This window comes from bacterium, from assembly GCA_030247525.1.
Taxonomy (GTDB): domain Bacteria; phylum Electryoneota; class JAOADG01; order JAOADG01; family JAOADG01; genus JAOTSC01.
This window is the reverse complement of the sequence record JAOTSC010000046.1, coordinates 1-21,865: the sequence shown is the minus strand read 5'-3', so window position 1 is coordinate 21,865 and position 21,865 is coordinate 1. Positions and strand designations below refer to the sequence as shown.

The window sequence follows — 21,865 nt, the reverse complement described above, 5'->3', positions numbered from 1 at the left end:
TTATCGAAAGCGTTAGGCGTTCCCGTAATAACTGCGATTGCGACGATGCGGGTCGGGATACACGAACTGAAACAGCATCTTACCAAATTTGTTCGTCCCCATTTCCACCCCGAATTTCACCCGGTGGTTGAAGAAGCGGTCAAGGAGCTGGCAGCAGCATTACCAAACAACGGGTGTGCCCCGCGGGGAGCGGCGTTGTCGGTGTTATCCGGCGATAAAACGATTATCGCGGCGTTGCACCACAACCAAGCCGTACCGGAACAATTGCATGCGACCGTTAATGCGAACATCGCGAAAACAAAAGAACGATTCTTCGAGCCGCTCTCATTTTTAGTGTCGCGCACCCGAAAACAAAACATCGAGGAGCGGTTCGGCAGCTACATTGTTACGCCGCAGCGAACGGTGCCGGTGTGGCGCGAGCGTTTGGGCAACTGGATGATGCACCCGCTTTGGGGGTTGCCGTTTTTACTGCTTGTGCTTTATCTGATGTATGAATTGGTCGGGGTATGGGCGGCGGGCGATTTAGTCGATTTGATCGAAAACGGCATCTTTGGCGGCATCGATGCCGAGACCGGGGAAGTCGTCGGCTACATCAATCCTTTCATAATCAATTTACTCGCGCCACTCAAGCAGTATGGTGCAGTAGGAACATTTTTTGTTGATATGTTCGTCGGGCAATATGGCCTCATCACGGTCGGATTAACCTATGCGATTGCGATTGTATTACCGGTAATTTTCTTCTTCTTTCTTGCTTTTGGCATACTTGAGGATAGCGGCTATCTCCCCCGGTTGACGATTCTCTCCAATCGCTTATTCAAACGGATTGGACTCAATGGCAGAGCGGTCTTGCCAATGGTGTTGGGACTCGGTTGCGACACGATGGCGACCTTCACCACCCGTACTCTCGAAACGAAAAAAGAGCGGATAATTGCCACCTTGCTATTGGGATTAGGTGTACCCTGTTCAGCGCAATTGGGTGTAATTCTCGGTATGAGTTCCGCGCTGAATCCCTTAGTTTTAGCGATTATCGCCGTGACAGTTGTGATGCAGCTTGTTATCGTCGGTTGGACGGCAAATAAAATTCTCCCCGGCAAAGTATCGAGTTTCCTGATGGAGATTCCGCCGATTCGTACTCCGCGCATCAAAAATCTCTTGATTAAAACTTTGTTCCGGGTGAAGTGGTTCTTGGTGGAAGCAGTGCCATTGTTCCTGATCGGTACTGGTATTCTCTTTGTAGTGGATCGGATTGGATTGCTAACGATTATCGAAAATGCAACGAAACCGATATTAGCTGGTTTGCTCGATTTGCCGGCTGAGAGTGCGAAAGCGTTTTTGCTCGGATTCCTCCGCCGCGATTATGGCGCTGCTGGTCTCTTCATGTTGGAAAAGCAAGGGTTGCTTGACTTGACCCAGGTAACGGTATCGCTTGCGGTGATGATTCTCTTCATTCCGTGTCTTGCCAGCTTCTTTGCGATTATCAAAGAGCAGGGCATGAAAACCGGGATCGTAATGGCGACCTTCATTTCGGTATATGCCGTTGCAGTGGGGGCGGTGTTAAACATTATCCTCCGCTCGTTGCACGTTTTCGCATGATGAATTCCATTTTGTTTTGTTTGTTTAGAACTCTGGTAGCCGTGGGCTTTAGCCCACGCCGATACACATATTTTAGAATCGCAGGCTAAAGCCTGCGGCTACCATTTGGGAGAAAGACGGTTGTATCACACATGTTTTTTCGCAGGCTAAAGCCTGCGGCTACTGAATTATCCGATAAGAAAGCAAAACATGCCAAAAGAGATCTACAGATGTTTGCACGGCGGCGAGACCTGCCGGTTTATGTCCGGGAAAGAACCCGATGACAGTACTCACTTGTTTGAGCGGCTGGGTCTGCTATTCGAGCAGGAAAAATCGACGCTACCGGAATTATTGGAGAAGGGATTCGAGCAGCAGCAGCTCAACGATTTGGTGCAGGAGAATATCATCCAATGGAGCTGTCGGCTCGATGGCGTGAACATCGCCGGATGGACAGTCGATGGAGAGAAGCAGTATAAAACATTTATCCGCCGCCACCGGTTAGCGGAACGGTTGTTGGTCGATATTCTGGGAATAACGCTCGACCGCGATGAGAAGACCGAGGGACCGGCTTGTCAAATGGATCACTCGTTGCCGGACGATGTCGCCGATTCGATTTGCACATTGTTGGGACACCCGACGAAATGCCCCCACGGTCATCCAATTCCTCCGGGGGAATGTTGCGTTACCAAGGAACATGCAGTCAAACCGTTCTGGTTTCCCCTCACCCGGGTAAAAAGCAGCGATCAATATGTCGTCCATTCGATTCTCGATGAAGATGCCGCCGAGAAATTAATTCGACTCGGGATCTCACTTGGCAGTACGCTCACAATTCGTCAAATCCATCCGGCGCTTGTCCTTGATTGCGAGCAAACGACCCTCGCACTGGACAACGATATCGCACAACACGTATTGGTCAGGAGGGCAAATAACCGGAATTAATTCTCGAAGAAGAAATTTTCTTGTGTGAGGCACCTACAAATACTATACTGTAAAAGTATCGTTTGTACACTAAGAGGTGCAATGCGAACAGCATGTTTCCTGCTTTTACTCTTTTTGTTAGTACCCCTAACCGCTTTTGGAACAATCCGGGTAGTACCCGATCTCTATCCAACCATCACCAGTGCGTTGGAAGCATCGCTAGCCAACGATACTGTGATGTTGCTTCCGGGCGATTACCGGGAGAATGTCACTGTATCGTTTCCGTTGTCAATCATCTCCCGTTCCGTATTCACCAGAGATACCAATGATCTGCAGAATACAATTTGGCACTGCACTGGAGATACGCTAATTCATGTCGATAGTACGAGTTTAAAACTTTACGGCATTCATTTTCAATCTGATACAATGACTTCCGCGAACTTGCTGCTAACATCTACGAATTCGAGAATTTCTATGATTGACTGTCGGATCGAAGGTGTATTTGATTCCTCGCGTAGTTACAGTTCTGGTACTATCAGAATTAATGGATTAGAATCTGAAGGTGTGTTTGAAAAGTGTGTGTTTTATCGCGACACAATCGGTTTAAATCCTATGATATATTGTAATGGGACGCTACGCATCACTTACAGTTCCTTCTTTGATCGAAGAAACTCCATGACTAACTCTAATCGTATGATTCACGGTGGGGATACAACAATCATTCAAAATAGTCTTTTTAGGAATCGGGGTGGTGTCGTTGATTTACGTAACTACTATTTGATAGAGAATACTAATTTCATCGGTTCGGGTAGTCTAACGGTTGTGTCAGTTATGCCTAACTGCACACGTAGTGAAATCTCGAACTGCATATTCGACTCGATCAATGTCACGAATCAGGATCCTATCGTATTCTCGAATACAATAAATCCTCCCGTTCAATTCCGGAATTGTCGGTTTTCAAATTCTATCGGAAACAGTATGGGATATTTTTACGGAACTTCCCGGCTTCAATTTTTCGACTGTGAGTTCCGTAACAACAGCGGCTCGTCTGTTTTGTTCCGGGTAAGTAACTGTCAAATATTCCAAAGTATCTTTCGCGGGAACCAATCACCACTCTTCTCTAATCGTGGTTTTAATACAAACATCTTCGTTCAAAACACGGACTTTATCGATAACGCGCAATTTGAAACGGTTCCAGATGGCGAGACCCGCCTCGATACCGCCAACGTTCCCAACTGCTACTGGGACGATCCCACCGGGCCTCATCATGTGATGAATCTCGCAGGACTGGGAATGAACCTTCCCGACTTTGTGAATCCGTTTCCCTTCCGTACAGCTCCAGTCTTCCCTGAATCCAGCACCCAGGAGTATCCAAGTGAAAATACTCTACCCACATCTCCGCGGATAACACTTGCTTACCCCAACCCATTCAACTCATCGACGACAATTCGCTACTCGCTCCCACAAGCGGGCGATGCAACGATTGCAGTATACGATGTAACGGGAAGAGTCGTCACGGAATTGCGCAAAGGATATTTGCCAGGAGGTGATGGTTCTTATCATTGGCGGGCGGATGCTGTTGCAAGTGGGACTTACTTTGTAAGAATGAAAACAAGTAATGGTGTTTCCCTGCAGGAAATCCACCTCATCAAATAAAGAATGGGGCTCAAATGAGCCCCATTTACTTATTTAATGGCGGTGTTGTTCGAGCAAAACCTTCACCTTTGATCGCTCGAAAAATTCCTCGGCATTGTAACTCGAACGTACCATCGGGCCACTCGCGACGCTGCCAAACCCAATTTCGTAACCAATCCGCTCTAATTCCTTGAATTCATCGGGGTGCATAAACCGGACAACGGGCAGATGATTTTTCGTCGGTTGGAGGTATTGCCCAATCGTAATCATATCGCAATCGACCGCGCGCAAATCTTTCATTACCTGAACCAATTCATCGAACTCTTCGCCTAATCCGACCATTACACCGGACTTTGTGATTAGACCCGCTTCTTTTCCTGCACGGAGGACTTCCAACGAACGTTCGTATTTCGCTTGGGGGCGCACTTTGTAATATAAATGTGGTACCGTTTCGACATTGTGGTTGAAGACATCGGGTTTCGCGTCGAAACAAATTTTCAGGGCAGGTTCATACCCCTTGAAATCCGGTGTTAGCACTTCGATCCGGGTATTGGGAGCAAGCTTGCGGATTTCAGTAATCGTAGCGGCAAAAATGTCTGCGCCGCCGAGTAGCAACTCATCGCGATTCACCGAGGTGATTACGACATGTTTGAGTCCCATATCGGCAACCGCCATTCCGACCCGACGTGGTTCGTCCCAATCGAGTTCGTTCGGCTTGCCGGTTTTCACCGCACAGAATCCACATGACCGGGTACAAACATCGCCGAGAATCATGATCGTCGCATGTTTTTTCTGCCAACATTCGCCGAGGTTCGGACAGTGCGCTTCTTCACAGACCGTATTCAAACCGTGACTACGGACGATGTCGCGGGTATGTCCGGTTAAATGCGGACTCGGTAACTTACCGCGAATCCAGTCGGGACGGCGTTTTACAAGCGGCACTACTTCGCTGGAGTCGTTGGTCGCTTCCTGCTGGACGATTTCGCGGATTTTCCGGGTGGGACCGGAGATTCTTTCTTCAGTTGTTTTCATTACAAATGCCATTCAATTTTTCTTCCAATACGTCGTGAATCCGTTCCAGCATCCACGGTGGAGTGCTGGCGCTGCCGGTGACGCCAATGCTTTTCACGTCTTGAAACCAATCGAAATCGATTTCGGTCTCATCTTCGATCTGATAACTGCGCGGATTAATCTCATGACAGACGGAATGGAGATATTTTGTGTTCGACGATTTATGTCCGCCGACAATTAAAATCACATCGCACGTCGCGGCGAAGTTCGTGAGGTCTTTGTCGCGACCGGTAACAAATCGGCACAATGTATCGTGAATCTTCACTTGATAACCACGTTGCCGAATCCATTCGACGCCGGCGTGAAATTCTTCCGGAGAAATCGTCGTTTGGGCAAGCACAAATACGGGAAGATTGCGGTCCAGAACGATTTGCTCGAGGTCTTCCTCATGCATAATCGCCTGCGCTTTCCCGTCGCAATGTCCGATAATCCCTTTTACCTCGGCGTGATACTTCTTGCCGACGATGATGACCTGCTCACCGCGTTGATAAGCTTCCCGAGCAATTTTCTGCGATTTTGTTACTACCGGGCAAGTGCCATCGATCAAGGTAATATTTTGTTCCAACGCGTTGGTAAAGGTCGAGGGGGGTTCGCCATGCGCCCTGATTAATAACACCGAGCCGTTTTCCGGGGCTTCGATAAACGAATGGTCGACGATTTCGAGACCTTGTTTTTTGAGTCGGTTGATTTCGGGATCGTTATGTATCAAATCGCCCAGTGAGCGGATTTTTTCCCCTTTGGCAAGCGATTGCTCGGCAAGCCGGACAACCCGTTTTACCCCGCCACAGAAGCCGGCGCGGTCGTCGATGACGATCTGAATTTTCCCATTTTCTGACAACGAAGTTCCTTCCCCCTCAACAATAAACGCCGGGATTGCGATATCGACCGGCAACGTGTTCAGTAGAAAAGTATTACGTATGTTGCTCGGCAATTGTCGGAACGATTTCAACCGGTTTGCGGGGGATTTCCAGTAGTAGGGAACGCAATCTCCGTTCGATTTCCCGCGCCGAAAGTCCAACCAGATCGAGCAGCTCTTCGCGTTTGCCATGCTCGATAAAGCGGTCGGGCAGCGTGAATGCGGTTACAGTCGGCGCACACGACAATTCCGCCAAGGCATTCCGGACGTGGGTAATCAATCCACCCGCCGGGACATTTTCTTCGATGGTCACAATGCGTTTGGTGCGTAGGGAAAGCTCGACGAGGAGATTGGCATCGACTGGTTTCACAAACCGCGCATTGACTAATCCAATGGAATGCCCTTCGCTACGCAACTTCGTCACCGTTTGTTCGGCACGGACGTACATGGAACCGGTTGCCAGAACCGTTAGCTCGCTGCCCTGAAAATGCTCTTCCCACGAGCCGATGGGTAGTACTTTTCCAGCTTTGCCAAGTGTGAACACCACTGATGATTCTTTCGGATAGCGAATCGCAAACGGCCGCTCAGCTTCGTAGAGCGCCGTAGTCAAGAGGTCGCGCAACTCGTCGCCGTCCTTGGGACAAGCGACAATCATCTCCTGAATCAAGGATAGGTAACTCAAATCCAACGTGCCGTGGTGTGTCGGGCCGTCTTCTCCAACCAAGCCGGCGCGGTCGAGACAGAAGATTACCGGTAGGTGTTGGGTTGCGACATCGTGAACAATTTGATCGAACGCGCGCTGTAAAAACGTCGAATAGATCGCGCACACCGGCCGGTAGCCCTGTGTCGCTAATCCAGCCGCAAAGCAGACGCCGTGCGCTTCGGCAATCCCGACATCAAAAAATTGCCGCGGGAATTTCTCAGCGAATTGGGTGAGTCCGGTACCTTCGCTCATTGCCGCAGTGATGGCAAGTACTTTCGGATTCGCTTCCGCTTGTTCGATCATAATGGCGCCGAAGGCATCCATATACGAGAGTGCATCTTTTGCGTTCGGTTTCACGTCGGTTTCAATCGTGTCCGGCGCTTCGGTCGATGGTGGTTTCGCTTGCAGCGGTGTCGCATAAGACTGTGAGTTTGGTGATGGAGTCCCTGCTTTCACGCCATGATACTTTACCGGGTCGGCTTCCGCTTTATCCCACCCTTTCCCTTTTTGGGTCTGGATATGAAGTAGAACCGGCCCATTGAATACGCTAACACTTTCGAGGGTGCTGAGCAATTTTTCTAAATCGTTGCCATTGACCGGCCCGACATATTGAAAACCAAGGTCTTCGAACAACATCCCTTTGGTGGCGAGCGCGATCATCCCGTCTTCGACTTTTTTGCCTATGTGACGGACAATGTCACGGCCGACCGGCAGTTTGTTCGTGAAATCCCAAATTTCGTCGCGGAGCCTGCGGTAGCGGCGATTGGTGAGAATGTCGACCAAGTAATTTGAGATGGCGCCGACATTGGGGCTGATCGACATATTATTGTCGTTCAAAATCACCAGCATGTTTTTGCCACTGATGCCAGCATTGTTCAATGCTTCGTAGGCAAGGCCGCCGGTCATTGCGCCGTCGCCGATGACTGCGATGACTTTGTAGTCTTCATTTGCTAAATCGCGGGCGCAGGCGATACCAAAGGCGGCGGAAATCGAAGTGGAGGCATGCCCGGCGCCGAACACGTCGTATTCGGATTCGTTCCGTTTCAGGAAGCCGCTTAACCCGCCGAATTGACGAATGGTATGCAACCGGTCGCGCCGTCCGGTGAGCATTTTGTGGACGTAGGCTTGATGTCCGACATCCCAGACGATTTTATCGCGTGGGGTATTGAAGACCCGGTGCAAGGCGATGGTCAACTCGACGACGCCGAGCGATGGCGCGAGATGGCCGCCGACTTGGGTAATCGTGTCGATTAGTTCGGCGCGCAGCTCGGCAGCGAACTCGTGCAGTTCGGCAACGCTCAGTTTGCGGAGCGCCTCCGGGGTGGTGATATGACTATACTTCAAACCGTCCAATGCTGCTCCGGACTCGCTTTCTTCATTTGGCTATCTAATATTATACGCAAGATTTGTTTAGCAAGTTGCAATCCGCTTTGGTGGTACAGGCGTCCCCGCCGGTGCAAATTTGTTGTTAGTACGGGCGAACCTTGTGTTCCCCCTTAAACTCTACACCCTACACCTTTCACCCAACACCTCGAGGAGGGGTGAATTCAACCTGTAAGATACGCACTGAAGCCGTTGTAATCCGAATTCTAAGTTAGAATTTGAGAAGCAAGTATCTCATAATTGTCTCATGAGAAGACAATGAAAGCGATTGCTACCCATGCAGTGTAGAGTTCGACATTATAGTCTCACCGGACAGTTACCCGACAATGTCGCTGTAACCAAGCGAGCGACCGTTCGAGTTTCCATCGTCCTTGCTGGTCGTCGTCTTCTTGCAACCGGGTGCAAGGAGGAATTGCCCGATGAAAACCATCAGGAAAAGCGCTTCCAATCGTGAATGCCTGTTCATCGCGATTTCCCCCTATCCATAATTCACCCAATTGTGAGTATACAGCCAATTTTAATGCAATCTCAGCGATTTGAGGATGTGTACGTTTTTGAAGAGTAGAATTTGTGAGTTAAAAAGCATTGCATGATCGAAAAAACGGGAATAATTTATGACATGATTATGTCATAGGAGGAATCATGGATTCCACAATCGGAGCAAAATCCGCTCGCATCAATATTCCCGTAACGCCTGCGCTACGGAAAAGTTTGCGACGATTAGCGAAACGAAACGGGGTGTCGATGACGGAATTTAGCCGCCAAGCGCTTGCCCGGGCAATCGCTGCCGAAGAGCGTTCAGAAAAACTTGCCCAATTAGCAATGACCGCCAAAAAACACGCGAAACTGATAAACACGGTGGGAGAAGAGTGGAGTGCTACCGAGTTAGATGGAATGAACGACGATGAGGTGTGAACGGGGCGATGTGGTTGTGGTTAACTTGGAACCGATTGTCGGCAGCGAACAATCGGGTAAGAGCCGTCCGTGTGTTGTTGTGTCGCCAAGCGTGCTAAACTCAAAGTTGCATGGGGTGATTGTCTGCCCGATCACCGATGCACCCATATCAAACAATCAGAATTGGGTTTGGTTTTCATCCCTGCTGGAGAAGGTGGTTTGGTTAAAGATAGTCTCGTTGTCTGCTTCCAAACTCGCATGATCGACAAACACCGCATTATAAAGAAACTGGGGTCGATAAGCGACGAGTTAGTCTTTGATATTGGTGAAACACTGAAGTTGATAGTAGGTGCAACCGATGTATGACAGGATGTCACATTTCTCGCCGAGAATTTAACGCGTAGAATGGAGGCAACAAACGGTAGTGTTCCAATCCAATAAGTTGCCACCCCCCCCAAAGTTCGTGAATTTGGGAACATAGTCCCTCTTGTCGTAAATTACCATACTTTCGCAGTAGAAAACTGCAGTTAAGTTCGTGAAATCCTACGGTATCAGAGAAGGAACTCCCATGCTACCCCCATTCAAAAACGAACCGATGACCAACTTCGCGGATCCCGCGAATAAAGCCGCATTCGAGGCAGCGCTCCAGCTCGTCGAATCCCGTGTCGGCGAGAAAATCCCGCTCATCGTCGGCGGCGAGCGCATCTTCACCGAAGACACTATCAAATCGACCAATCCGGCCAATCCCGATCAAGTGCTCGGCTACGTCGGAAAAGGCACCAAGGAACTCGCACTCCGCGCCATCAAGTCCGCCAACAAAACTTTTGAGTGGTGGAAAAGTTACGATCCCGATGCCCGCGCCCGCATTCTGCTCCGCGCCGCCGCGATTATGCGCCGTCGCAAACATGAGATGAGTGCCACGATGGTGCTCGAAATTGGCAAAAACTGGATGGAAGCCGATGGCGATACCGCCGAAGCGATCGATTTCCTCGAATTCTATGCCCGCGAGATGATGCGTTTGAATGAACGCCAACCAGTCACCGATTTCGCCGGCGAAGAGAACAATCTCTATTACATTCCGTTGGGCGTCGGCGCGGTTATTCCCCCGTGGAATTTCCCCTGTGCGATTATGGTCGGTATGACCGCCGCTTCGCTCGTCACCGGCAACACAGTCTTGCTCAAGCCGGCGTCGATCACCCCGGTCATTGCCTACCGTTTCATGGAAATTCTCGAAGAAGCAGGTCTCCCGGCAGGCGTTGTGAATTATCTCCCCGGTCCCGGCGGTGCGATTGGTGACACCATTGTCGATCACAAGTTAACCCGGTTCATCGCTTTCACCGGTTCGATGGAAATCGGACAACGGATTTTCCAACGCGCATCGAAAGTCCATCCCGGTCAACTATGGCTCAAACGCACTGTCCTCGAAATGGGCGGTAAAGACGCGATTCTTGTCGACGACGACGCCGATCTCGAATTCGCCGCCGAGCAAATCGTAACCGCCGCATTCGGTTTCCAAGGACAGAAGTGCAGCGCTTGTTCGCGATTAATCGTCCACGAAAAAGTGTACGACGAATTACTTGCGAAAGTCGTCGCCCGCACCAAGAACCTCAAGACCGGCGCGACAAAAGACTTGTCGAATTGGCATGGGCCGGTGTCCGAAAAAGGCGCCTACGAGAAGATTCTCGAATACATTGAAATCGGTAAGAAGGAAGGGCGTTGCGTCGCAGGCGGCGAGAAAGCCGGTTCTCCCGGTTGGTTTATCGCACCGACGATTATTGCCGACGTCGATCCGAAAGCTCGGTTGATGCAAGAAGAAATCTTTGGACCGGTACTCGCCGTCTGCAAAGTGAAGTCGTTCGAAGAAGGTCTCAAGGTCTTCAACAATACGATTTTCGGTCTTACCGGCGGATACTTTGGCAAACGTCGCGCTCATATCGAACAAGTCCGGCGTGAAGCCTATTGCGGCAACCTCTACCTCAATCGGAAATGCACCGGCGCGCTCGTTGGTGTACAGCCATTCGGCGGCTTCAATCAATCCGGCACCGACAGTAAAGCCGGCGGCAGGGATTACCTCCAGCTCTTCCTGCAGGGCAAGAGCGTAACCGAACGGTTTTAAGTCACTGAACATCTAAAAGAAAATGGGAATCGGGTAACCGGTTCCCATTTTGTACATGTGGTGACATTTTATAAAGCAACGCTCGATACAATTTGTGAGATTAGAACAAAGATAATCCTCGTACCAGCAGACAAACTATAACCGATGTTTGTGCTCTCTGTTATTCTCTGCGTTACACAACAGGATACAGTTCAACCGGTTGTTCGTGTGTTCGTTTTACTTTGTAAATGTCCAGTTTTCTCAATTACAAGACAACCTTCTCGGACATCCCGAACCGTTGGATTTCCGGGGAGAAGGTCTATTTGTGGAGAGTGAGTCGATCCAATGGTTCGTTCAACTCCTCCAACCCGGGTAAGACAAATCGCCCATTACGCATTAAATCGATTCGATTGCCCTCTCTCGTAACTGCTGTGAGCAATCCGATGCTCTCGTAAGGCAGGGTGATATCGGTATGCCGATTGGTATATGCCGATGCTTTATCGGTTTTGCGACCAATCGACTTGGTGTTGTCGCGGGCTACCATCTCTTTTTTGGTAAGCGGATTATAGACCGGGACATCTTCCGCGTGAACAAAACAAGTATCGCCGATGGCAAAGTGGGGACCCATTTTTTCGATGATGAGAATAGGGAGAATAGGGAGAATCGAATACTTATGGGCAATCGTGTATGCCAAAGTATTTGTACCGATCGCGAATTCGCCCAACGGTAACGTCTGGTGAGGGAATAGCAGATTTTCTTCGATGTATTTACGATTGGCGTTTGGATCATTGAAGTTATTGCAGTCGTACGTAACAATGTATCCGTCGCGAAACGTCAATTGCAGATCGATGTACTCTAAACTATTGAGATAGGTCTGTCCGATATGCAACACCCCATTGGTGCCTGCAAGTTGGGGGGATGTAAAAACCTCACCGACTGGAATATTCACATCGGCGCCGCAGTTGATAAAATTCGAGTTTGAGTTTGGGTTGTGTAATTCCTGCATTGCCACCGTAATATCGGTGCGGTTTCCGTTCGTTCCTTTGACTTCCACCGAAACAGCTTGATCGAGAATCGTGATTAACTTTTCCTGCAATTGCAGATATTTGTCCGATTCTAACGTATTAACCGCGTAAATGTCGTTAAACATCTCTTCGTACCGTTCGCCGATTTCGGGTGAGGGGAATGCGATCATGGCAAAACTGGTTTCACTGGCGGGTATATAAGTATAGTATAGCTGCGACCGCCGACTGGTAAGGTCTTGATATATTTCTTGTTGTTCTTCGGAATACCGTAACGATGCCGGTTGCTCGACAGGTTGAAACGTCGGTTCACCGAAAGTTTCGATTAAAACAATGCCGGAATATGCAGACAAATTAGCTTTCTCAAGCTCGTATGCAGTTGAAGTGCATGCAAGCGCTTTTTCGGCATAAGCGCGATCCAACACCAATGCGTTTGAAAATCGGTGGTCATACAAGTATTGTCGGTTGATAACGGTGCCGGTTGGACTCAAATTCACAATTTGTAGCTGTAGCGCTTCAAATTCAATCGCAATTTGTTGTACGATACGTTCGTAACCAATTGGATATGATAAACATACTGTTGATTTGTCGCTGAGATTTTTGTTGTCGATTGCAAAACCGGTTTGATAGGCATTTGCTATCAGTTTTGCCAATTCGACGATTCTCGATTGTGGAAGTTGATCAATAAACTCAGCGGTACGAATTTCATTATCGGAGATGTAAACGCCGTAGCGAAACAGGTAGCTCTTATCGGAACTGCAACACTCTTCGACGATCGAGTGAAACAACTTGTAAGTTGGATCAAACCGTTTCCGGACGCTAATTCGTGATTTCTCTACCGATAATGTTCTCGCAGGTTTCGTGAAGGGAGCGCGAAGTTCCGAATCGCTTCGTTTTCCCTCGCAGTAGGTTCGATATCCCTCGCAAAATGCTTCGAGGTACTCGTACATTACGAAGCGTTCGTGGTGGTGCGCACTGAAAATCAATCGTCGGCATTCCGAAGAGAAAGTTGCGAGAAGCCGCCCGATTTCCATTCCGAACCGATCGACTGCAAAAGCAGGATTACAGTAGCTATTCGTGTACTCGGAAGGTAAGAGGTCGCGAAAAAACTCGTGATTCGCTCGATACAACGCATCGAAAGACGTTTCGCGGTAGTAAAGCTCGGAAACCTGCCGTTCCAATGCGATCAGAGATGTAAAATACTCTGCAAGAGTGTGGAAGTACTCGCGATAGTGGTCGTCGCCGGAGAAAGCTTCTGGTGAGCTGGTCTCGCGGGCAATCTCTTCGATAACTTGACTAAGTTGACGATAAGCGTAATCGATTTTGGAATTTTCCGGTGAGTAGTACGCTTCAAGATCGAACATGCGCTGTTCCTTTTAGTAAAACAGATGATTGTAATCGCAATTCGGATTGTAACTTTTTGAATATAGTGTTTCTTTGCGTTAATCACCCAGTTTATTGAAGAGAGCTTAGATTGTTGTCGATTCTTCGATTGCTTGTCACATTCGGCGAGCTACAATAGAGCATTGTTTGGCTGGCAACCATTGATCTATCGAATTTGATTGAATGGGCTGGTGTCAACGTGTTTCTGCTAACAGCGTATTACAGACGTGGAAAATATCGGTATTATCGAGATACTTACCCCATACTGGATCAGTATATTTTGCTAACTCGTTAAATCGGAATGCCTCAGCCCCTTTTGCATAGAATGGGATAACGCTATTCACATGTGAATCGCTGCAAAACCACATTCCCGGCAATTTTCCCTTGCCGTTATCGATGAGCGGCTGCCACATCGGTTGTGAATTTGCTCCGGAACCGGGACCCCAAAGATAACCGGTTTCGTGATCCCCAGTAACAATGAGCAGTGTTTCATCCCAACTGCTGTTGGTTTCGATCCATCGCACGACCGAATCGACCGCCGCATTAAACTCGTCCATTTCTTCAATTAGCCGCGCTTGCCAATTGTCATGCCCTGCCCAATCGATTGCCCCCCCTTCAATCATAACGAAAAAACCATTACGATTTTGGCGCAGCGTCTGAAGTGAGGCGACCGATAACAACGCTAAAGACGGAACGTCACGGTTTCGCGGTTGTGAATACGGTTGGGTAACTGTGTCGTTACCCTTCGGATGCGGCGTACGACGGCATTGCAGTGTTTCGTGCACTCGCGGAATTCCCAGCAAGCGTTTGGGAACTTCTTCACCGTGTGCGATTTCTTGAAACTGCGCTACGGTTTCAACAAAAGTAAACGGAGACGTGCCGCCGGCTTTTCCGCTGACGATGTTTAACCACTGCTCTTTACCGCCGACCCATTCATAAGACTTATCGGTTAAATTCGCTTCCGGAATTGGATTGCCATTGTCGTCGTATAGAGGATGTCCGCAACCGATAATCACGTCGGCGTTGCTGGAATCGATCATCGCTTGGGCGATCTCCCGGTAGTTTTTGCGATGAGTGTTATGAATGAGAAATCCCGCCGGGGTTGCATGGCTAAACTCTACCGAACTGACAACGCCGATCGATTTTCCCGTTTTCTTTGCTCTTTCGGCAAGATTTGCGATCCGACGTCCATCACTATCGACACCTAACCGCTGATTCCGAGTTTTAACTCCGGTCGATATCGCCGTTGCCGCCGCGGCGGAATCGGTTGCCCGTTTCATAACCCATTCCCAAACCGACCAAACAAGTTTTGGGTTATACACTTGTTGATTTGGTGGTTCCTCTTCCGCATATAACTTTTTCATCGTACCGGCTGAGTAATGCGACATTGCCAGTGTGACAGGAAATTTCTGGTAGGATTGTGATGTTACGCCGTTGTAGTAGTTGGACGCTAACACCGTATTGAAGCCCCAACCATCCGCGATCATAACTATCACATTCTTAGCCGCGAATGCTGTGGAAGAAGCAATGATTAATAATAAACTTAGTTTGAGCGTTATCGTGCAGATTTGTTTATGCTGATAGATTGACATGGATGATTCCTGCTATATGCTCACATGCGAATTCTAAGAAAGCAATAAAATCGTTTTCAAATTACAGTGATCCAGTTAGGAGATTATTCACATTGCAAAGATTCATGAGCGAATGTCTGTAAAGAAGGTGAAAACCAGTCTTTCGCGGTATACATCGCTTTGTTTAGCTGTTTATTGAATTGCGTAAATCTTCCGGATCGAACCCGGTTCCGGTAACGGTTCCGGATCGAAGGGAATATCCCACTTGTAGGCGAGATGTTCCGTCCAATGGAGGTAGATCACCGGTGTTCCCCGGTGCAAGTACTCACCCATCATACTTTGCTTTTTGTGATTGAGCTTCGTGTCGCGCGGCAGTAATCCGGCGCCAACCTCTTTGGTTTCTTCCGTGCCCAATGCAGCGATATTACCACCAATAAAAATAATAGCGCGATAGGGACCAGCCTCGTCGAGGAGGGCGATCCGTTGTTGAATCTGTGCATGTAGCGACTTCGTGACCAGCGGCTTTTGGAAGTTACGCTGCATCGCCCGGTCGAGCGCTTTTTTTCCCCCCGGCGACATCCCCAACGCCCGGTCGCCCCCGCCGCCATAAGTAACCAATTCCAACTCCGGCCAACCGTGAATCTTTTGCCGTAATTCCTCGTATAAATCGAGCATTGTGAAATTCGGTTCGGTCATTCCCCACTCTGATGCGCCCAGGGAAAGTTGGACGACCGGTACCGCTTCGATTGCACGAGCTGCGCAAATCGACGCTATATTAAAGCCGGGAAAACTACCGGTCATGATTATCGCAATGCGGTCGCCCGGCTGTACACCTGCTTCATACAACCAGCGGGTTATAAGTGCGGCAAAATCAGGCACGCAGGCGGTTCGTTTCGCGGATAGTTGCCCCAGGGTAGACACAATCGGCGTATCGTCGGGTCCAATGAGTCCGGTATAGTTCGGGTCGATATCGCTATCGATAGTGCCCACCCGACGAATATGAGCAGCACGGGAAAGCCTTAACGCATCGGACATTTCCTCTGCCGCTGCTTTCATCCGCAATTGCAATTGTTCCGGCGAATACAACACGTTCGGCTCGCGCGCCAAAGCGAGCGTAGCCCAAACGAGTCCAATCAGCAAGCTGAGGAACCTGTGAAAACTTTGAATACTCATCTCATTTCTGTACTTACAACTGTCCTACTCATCGTCGGACTGCTGTTGATCGGTTGCGCACCTAAAAAAGTAATTGAGCAGAAGCAACCCTCCAAACCGAAAATCGAAAAACCGTTTGTACCGACCGTTCCCTTGACAACAACCAAGGGATTAGCGGTTACAGCGCATCCATTGGCATCGCAAGTTGCCGCCAAGATATTGAAAAGCGGCGGTAATGCTGCTTCGGCGGGACTTGCCGGGATGGCGGCATTGTCCGTTGTCGAACCTCATGCCAGTGGATTAGGCGGCGGCGGCTTTGCTCTATACTACGATGCAAAAGCGAAAACTGTCGGTTTGGTCGATTATCGGGAGACTGCCCCGCGTGGGGTGGTAGCCGACACCTTCTATCAACCGACCGATACATTCCGCCTCCGGTTGCAGACAGGCGGCAGCGCAGTATTAGTGCCCGGCGCTCCAAAAGGGTGGCAACGAGTATGGGAGAAGTATGCAAACCGTTCAGTTACCGACTTGTTACAACCGGCAATCGTCTTAGCGGATAGCGGGTATCCCACCAGCGCCAAACAAAAAACGATGATTCTCGAACATGAAGACTTATCCGAGAACGAAACACTTGCTTCATTGTACTTTTCTCGTGACGATGACCTGAAAGTAGTTCCCCACGGGAAAATTCAATTCAAAGCGTTGGCGGAAACCTATCGGGAGTTAGCGAAAATGAATTCATTCGCCGCGTTGAGCTCCCCACCGTTTTCGTCGAGTATCGTTGCGACCGTACAAAAAGCGGGAGGAGCATTATCACTCGATGATATGGAACAATTTCGACCCATTGAACGGAAACCGCTTCATATTCGTTATCGCGGCTATGACATTTACACGTTGCCAATGCCGTCAGCGGGTGGTGTTGCCGTTGCGTTAGCGATGCGGATGCTCGAACAAACCGATATTCAAAAGTTGGGCTGGCAGTCACCGGAATTATTACATACCGTTGCTGAAGCGATTCGGCAGGGAATGACCGATGGGTATGTTTGGGGCGGCGATCCCGATTACGTGACAGTACGTACTGACAGCATTCTTGGCGACAATTACGTTAAATCGGCGTGGGCGCGAATTCCGCAAGACTCGACCCGGGAACGCGCTGCGCCATACGATACCGCCACCAGTCATGGTAATACTACGCACTTGGTGGTTGCTGACGACGAGGGGAATCTGTTATCGGTTACTCAATCGATAAACTATTTCTTCGGCTCGAAAGTATTCAATCCGGCTACCGGTGTGCTATTAAACAATCATTGTGCTGATTACGATTGGCGGCCGGGACGACGCAATTCGATTGCTCCGGGAAAACGTCCGAGTAGTTGGATGGCACCTCTCATCGTGTTGAAGGATGGCAAACCGTTCTTGGTTGCTGGAACGCCGGGTGGTCCACGGATTCCGGCAGTGATGGTACAACTACTGGTCGATTTAATCGATTTTGGGATGCCGCTTAACCAAGCGATGGATGCCCCACGCTTTATGCCGAATGGGAAGAACTTCGAGTACGAACCCCGCTTCCCGGCAGCGACAATAGCAGCCATCGAGAAAAAAGGGTGGAAACTTAAGGCGCGGGAACCGGGCGACAACTACTTTGGCGGCGCGCAAGCGATTCTCTTTCAATCCGATGGCAGTAAAGTCGGCGTCGGCGACACTCGCCGCGACGGGAGCCCATCCGCCGCAGAATAGCATTGTTGGGGCGACAGGCAACCGCCCGTTCTGTTACATGAGTGAGGGCGAACCTTGTGTTCGCCCTCTCGTTTTTACAGGCGAAAACGCCTGTCCCTATCCATAAATGTGTTACACGTTATAGATTTCGCCAAACTTGGTTTCAAGATAGGCAACGTAATCATCGGCAGTGAGCGGTTTCCCGGTTGCCCGTTCGACCAATTCATCGCGTAGATACCGTTGTCCGTGTTGGTGGACGTTTTCCCTCAACCATCCGAGTACATTCTTGAAATTGCCCGCTTCGATTTCCTGTTCGATTTTCGGATTCGCCCGCCGCATCGCTGCCCAAAGTTGACCGGCAATGATGTTGCCCAGCGAGTAACTCGGGAAATATCCAAACAGCGCCGATGACCAGTGGACATCCTGCAAACACCCTTCACCATCGTTTTTCACATCGATGCCGAGGTAATCGTACACTTTCTTGTTCCAAGCCTTCGGGATATCCGAAACCGACAACCGCCCTGCGAAGAGATCGGCTTCCATTTCAAATCGCATCAAAATATGTAAATCGTAAGTGCCTTCATCGGCTTCGACGCGAATCAAACTCGGTTCCACTTTATTGATTGCGGCATACCACTGCTCGAAATTGACATCGGCAAGCTGACTCGGATAGAAGTCGCGCAACCGCCGCCACTGTCCGCGCCAGAACGGTTTACTGCGGCAGACGATGTTTTCCCAGAACCGCGATTGCGACTCGTGTACCGCCATGCTGACAGCATTCCCGAGTGGTAAGCCAAACTGGCTTTCCGGCAGACCCTGTTCATACATCCCGTGTCCCGCTTCGTGTATAATGCCAAACAACGAACCGGTCGGCCAATTCTTTAGGTAGCGCGTGGTGATGCGAACATCGCCGAACGAACCGCTGCAGAAGGGATGCACCGCGGTATCGAGCCGTCCCATCGTCCAATCGAATCCGAGATCGGTGACAATCGCCGTACCTAATCGCTTCTGCACTTTCTCGCTATAATCTTGCTTCGTGAGGAACGATTGATCGACCGCTTTCCCGGAATCGACGATCCGCTTTAGCAGCCCGACGACGTTTTCTTTCACGCCACCAAGGATTGTGCGGTAATACGCTTCAGTCGCACCTTGTTCGTAGTTAGTGTCGATGAGTACATCATATAGCGACTGTCCCGGTTTGGCGAGAATCTGCGCTTGCTTTTTGCTCAAGGCGATAAGTTTCTCGAGCGTCGGGGCAAACAGTGAAAAGTCTTTTGCCGCCCGCGCTTTCACCCATATCTCATGGGCGAGCGAACTTTCGCGGGTCATCTCCTCGACCAACTCCTGTGGGAGTTTCATCGAAATTTCCCAACCGCGCTTCAACTGCTTGACATTCTGTAACTCGTCAGAAGTCAGGTCGCCCGATTTCGCATCGATCAATGCAAACAGGTCGCTTAACTCGGGATCGACCGTCATGTGATGTTGTATCCCGGCAAGGCGTTCTAACTGGCGAGCGCGCTGTTCGTTCCCCTTCTCGGGTAAATTGACTTGTTGATCCCAGCCAAGGATCCCACTGGCACTGGCAACGTCGAAGATGGCTTGAAACTTCTCGACTAACTTGGAATATTCTTTTGATGGCATCGTTTTCTCCGTTTCGATAGAAAAATGATACGTAGCGTCGGTGACAAAATGTGGCGCAATGGATATAAGTTGTAGAAAATATAGCCAATGGTTTCGTAACTTAAAAATCCTGTTTTATCCCTTGGAACAACAAATGGAAATGATTTACCCCGAAAACACGTTATCGACCTACAACCGATTCTACCGGCAAGAACATACTCTAACCGTTGTAATGCTGGCGGCAGCACAACGAATCGCACCCCATCATGACATCGTCGTTCATCACCGGTTTGCCGGTGGATTGTACTGCACCGGGCTTATCACCGAACTCAACAGCGTTGAGCGTGGTGACTTGGACCTCGACCGTTTAGCAAGCGAAATGAAGCGTATTGTCGAATCGGGGGAGTCCATCGAATCGGTGACCCTTCCGTTTGCAGCCGCGATGAAATTGCTTCAGGAACAGGAATGGCCTGGTACCGCACGATTGTTGGAACAGAATAGCACTGATTCTGTTCGGTTCTGGAGTCTTGCCGGAACGTTGGTATGGCTGCCTGATGAGCCGGTGTGTGAAATCGCCGGAGTCTCCGGTTTCGCCATCGAGAAATACAAAAACGGATTCGTTATCCGGCTGCCGGACCGTAACAACCTCGCCCGCTATACTCCGTTCGCGCCATCGGAGAAATTGTTTCAAGCATTGGTGCAAGCGAACGACTGGGGTGTGAAAACCCGGGTGTACGATTTAGGAACATTGAATATCCAAATCGCGAACGACCCCATCGGTTTAATTCTAACTGCCGAGACCTTGCACGAGCAATATCTCACCGACATTGCCCGGGCAGTTACCAATGGCTTGCCGAATCGCCGGGTTGTATTGATTGCCGGTCCCTCCTCATCGGGGAAAACGACGTTCTCGCGACGGCTCATGATCCAGTTACGGGCAATGGCGATTCATTCGCTGCCGATTCCGATGGACGATTATTTCAAAGATCGCGACATTTGTCCGAAAGATGAATTCGGTAACTACGATTTTGAACATTTCGAATGTCTCGATCGGGAAACCCTTAGCAAGGATATTGCAAAACTATTACGGGGCGAATCGATTGTATTACCAAAATTCGATTTCATTTCCGGTACATCGAAACGCACCGGGAAAACAGTGCAACTTCATGCCAACGAGGTGCTAATCCTCGAGGGAATCCATGGACTAAACCCCAACCTATTGCCGGAAATCGATTCGCAACAACTCACACGCATTTTTGTTTCGGCATTAACGAATCTAAACGTCGACCGCCATTCGCGGATACCAACTTCCGACATCCGGCTGCTGCGGCGGATGGTGCGCGATTACCGCACCCGCGGACATTCGCCGACGGCAACGTTAAGTCGCTGGGATAGTGTTCGGAAAGGGGAAGACCATTGGATTTTTCCGTTTCAGGATAACGCCGACCTTTTGTTTAACTCGGCACTGGTGTATGAAATCGCCTGCTTACGAAATCGAGTTCATACGCTGCTCTCGTTAGCCGAAGTGAAAGGAGTAGCTGCGGAACATGCCGGGCGGATTCGGATGCTGCTGGATTTAGTGCGCCCAATCGACCATCGGGCGATTCCCTTACATAGCGTCATCCGTGAATTTATTGGCGGCGGAGTTTGGGAGGTGTAAACACGTTAATAACGTTTACAGAATTGCAAAAAAACAGCTAATCACATCATCATACGTGATGTTTTGATCCAATTTGCAAGACAAGCAATGTGTTTTCTGTCACACAACATTGAGTTTTATTTCACACGGCTGCATGTACAAACGAGTCATGATTTGTATTTTGCTATGTAGTGCATCACGCTAAAGTTGTCATTTCTTTTCGTTGGTTGCATTTTTGACTCTTTTTGATATAAGTCTCCTCACTACTCACGACATCTTTTCTAATGAACAACAAACCTTTGGGGGGGTTCGATGTTGCTCTCTACTCGCATTAGTTATAAGCTAATCATCATCACGTCCATCATCGTTGGTGTTCTGATGATTGCAGCATTAGCAATAATCTGGAATCGTTTATATCAGACCGCGGAATCGCTTTTAATTGGACAGGCTGCCGGTTTTGCTGAGCTTGCCGAGCAGTTCAAAGCCCACATCGTTCCAATGGGTGGCGATGAAGGAAATGCCGGCATGGAAGCAGCAAAGAAAGTCGCTGCCGAAAGTGGCTTTCAGTTTCACGTGTTTGCCCAGAAACCGATCAATCCAGATTTTAGTCCGGAGAATGCTAAAGACAGTCAGAT

The 21,865-nt window shown here is 49.4% G+C and carries 17 protein-coding genes; 9 read left to right on the top strand and 8 right to left on the bottom strand.

What is annotated here, in order from left to right; translation table 11 throughout:
* From OEM52_06360 to OEM52_06350, 3 genes are all read left to right on the top strand, one after another.
* Positions 1–1,593 (top strand): ferrous iron transport protein B (locus tag OEM52_06360; protein MDK9699746.1); only part of this gene is annotated, 1,593 nt, incomplete at its 5' end.
* Positions 1,594–1,833: 240 nt separating this feature from the next.
* Positions 1,834–2,511 (top strand): metal-dependent transcriptional regulator, encoded by a 678-nt coding sequence (locus OEM52_06355; GenBank protein MDK9699745.1) that lies wholly within the window; start codon positions 1,834–1,836, stop codon positions 2,509–2,511.
* An 81-nt stretch (positions 2,512–2,592) separates the two neighbouring features.
* Positions 2,593–4,146, top strand: coding sequence for a T9SS type A sorting domain-containing protein (locus OEM52_06350; GenBank protein MDK9699744.1), 1,554 nt, complete (start codon positions 2,593–2,595; stop codon positions 4,144–4,146).
* Positions 4,147–4,179: 33 nt separating this feature from the next.
* On the opposite strand, the gene lipA is transcribed toward OEM52_06350, so the two are convergent.
* The 4 genes from lipA to OEM52_06330 form a co-directional block, all read right to left on the bottom strand.
* Entirely contained in the window at positions 4,180–5,157 is a 978-nt protein-coding gene (lipA, locus tag OEM52_06345) for a lipoyl synthase (GenBank protein ID MDK9699743.1), read from the bottom strand.
* On the bottom strand, positions 5,144–6,127 hold the full coding sequence (locus tag OEM52_06340; GenBank protein ID MDK9699742.1) for a 4-hydroxy-3-methylbut-2-enyl diphosphate reductase: 984 nt from the start codon (positions 6,125–6,127) through the stop codon (positions 5,144–5,146). The genes lipA and OEM52_06340 overlap by 14 nt, the downstream gene beginning before the upstream one ends.
* Positions 6,108–8,108: a 1-deoxy-D-xylulose-5-phosphate synthase gene (gene dxs, locus OEM52_06335; protein MDK9699741.1), complete on the bottom strand. Its 2,001-nt coding sequence runs from the start codon at positions 8,106–8,108 to the stop codon at positions 6,108–6,110. The genes OEM52_06340 and dxs overlap by 20 nt, the downstream gene beginning before the upstream one ends.
* 346 nt (positions 8,109–8,454) lie before the next feature.
* Entirely contained in the window at positions 8,455–8,604 is a 150-nt protein-coding gene (locus OEM52_06330; protein ID MDK9699740.1) for a hypothetical protein, read from the bottom strand.
* 176 nt (positions 8,605–8,780) lie between these two features.
* On the opposite strand from OEM52_06330, the gene OEM52_06325 reads away from it, so the two are divergent.
* The 3 genes from OEM52_06325 (at position 8,781) to pruA (ending at position 11,148) form a co-directional block, all read left to right on the top strand.
* Positions 8,781–9,053: a hypothetical protein gene (locus OEM52_06325; GenBank protein MDK9699739.1), complete on the top strand. Its 273-nt coding sequence runs from the start codon at positions 8,781–8,783 to the stop codon at positions 9,051–9,053.
* The gene (locus OEM52_06320; protein MDK9699738.1) at positions 9,043–9,294 is read left to right on the top strand and encodes a type II toxin-antitoxin system PemK/MazF family toxin; all 252 of its coding nucleotides are present in this window, start codon (positions 9,043–9,045) and stop codon (positions 9,292–9,294) included. Before OEM52_06325 ends, OEM52_06320 begins: the two co-directional genes overlap by 11 nt.
* 306 nt (positions 9,295–9,600) lie before the next feature.
* Positions 9,601–11,148, top strand: a complete 1,548-nt coding sequence (gene pruA / locus OEM52_06315) for an L-glutamate gamma-semialdehyde dehydrogenase (GenBank protein ID MDK9699737.1) — start codon at positions 9,601–9,603, stop codon at positions 11,146–11,148.
* 298 nt (positions 11,149–11,446) lie between these two features.
* Here pruA and OEM52_06310 read toward each other — a convergent pair whose 3' ends face one another.
* From OEM52_06310 to pgsW, 3 genes are all read right to left on the bottom strand, one after another.
* The gene (locus tag OEM52_06310; protein ID MDK9699736.1) at positions 11,447–13,513 is read right to left on the bottom strand and encodes an aminopeptidase; all 2,067 of its coding nucleotides are present in this window, start codon (positions 13,511–13,513) and stop codon (positions 11,447–11,449) included.
* Positions 13,514–13,726: 213 nt separating this feature from the next.
* Complete coding sequence (locus OEM52_06305; GenBank protein MDK9699735.1) at positions 13,727–15,124, bottom strand: alkaline phosphatase; 1,398 nt, start codon at positions 15,122–15,124, stop codon at positions 13,727–13,729.
* Between the two features lie 171 nt (positions 15,125–15,295).
* Complete coding sequence (gene pgsW, locus OEM52_06300; GenBank protein ID MDK9699734.1) at positions 15,296–16,276, bottom strand: poly-gamma-glutamate system protein; 981 nt, start codon at positions 16,274–16,276, stop codon at positions 15,296–15,298.
* On the opposite strand from pgsW, the gene ggt reads away from it, so the two are divergent.
* Positions 16,256–17,992, top strand: a complete 1,737-nt coding sequence (gene ggt, locus OEM52_06295) for a gamma-glutamyltransferase (protein MDK9699733.1) — start codon at positions 16,256–16,258, stop codon at positions 17,990–17,992. The two genes, pgsW and ggt, sit on opposite strands and share 21 nt — an antisense overlap.
* Before the next feature lie 111 nt (positions 17,993–18,103).
* Here ggt and OEM52_06290 read toward each other — a convergent pair whose 3' ends face one another.
* The gene (locus OEM52_06290; GenBank protein ID MDK9699732.1) at positions 18,104–19,612 is read right to left on the bottom strand and encodes a carboxypeptidase M32; all 1,509 of its coding nucleotides are present in this window, start codon (positions 19,610–19,612) and stop codon (positions 18,104–18,106) included.
* 133 nt (positions 19,613–19,745) lie between these two features.
* On the opposite strand from OEM52_06290, the gene OEM52_06285 reads away from it, so the two are divergent.
* Together OEM52_06285 and OEM52_06280 are read left to right on the top strand one after the other, a co-directional pair.
* On the top strand, positions 19,746–21,251 hold the full coding sequence (locus tag OEM52_06285) for a nucleoside kinase (GenBank protein ID MDK9699731.1): 1,506 nt from the start codon (positions 19,746–19,748) through the stop codon (positions 21,249–21,251).
* A gap of 291 nt (positions 21,252–21,542) precedes the next feature.
* Positions 21,543–21,865: hypothetical protein (locus OEM52_06280; GenBank protein ID MDK9699730.1), on the top strand; the 323-nt coding region annotated here is incomplete at its 3' end.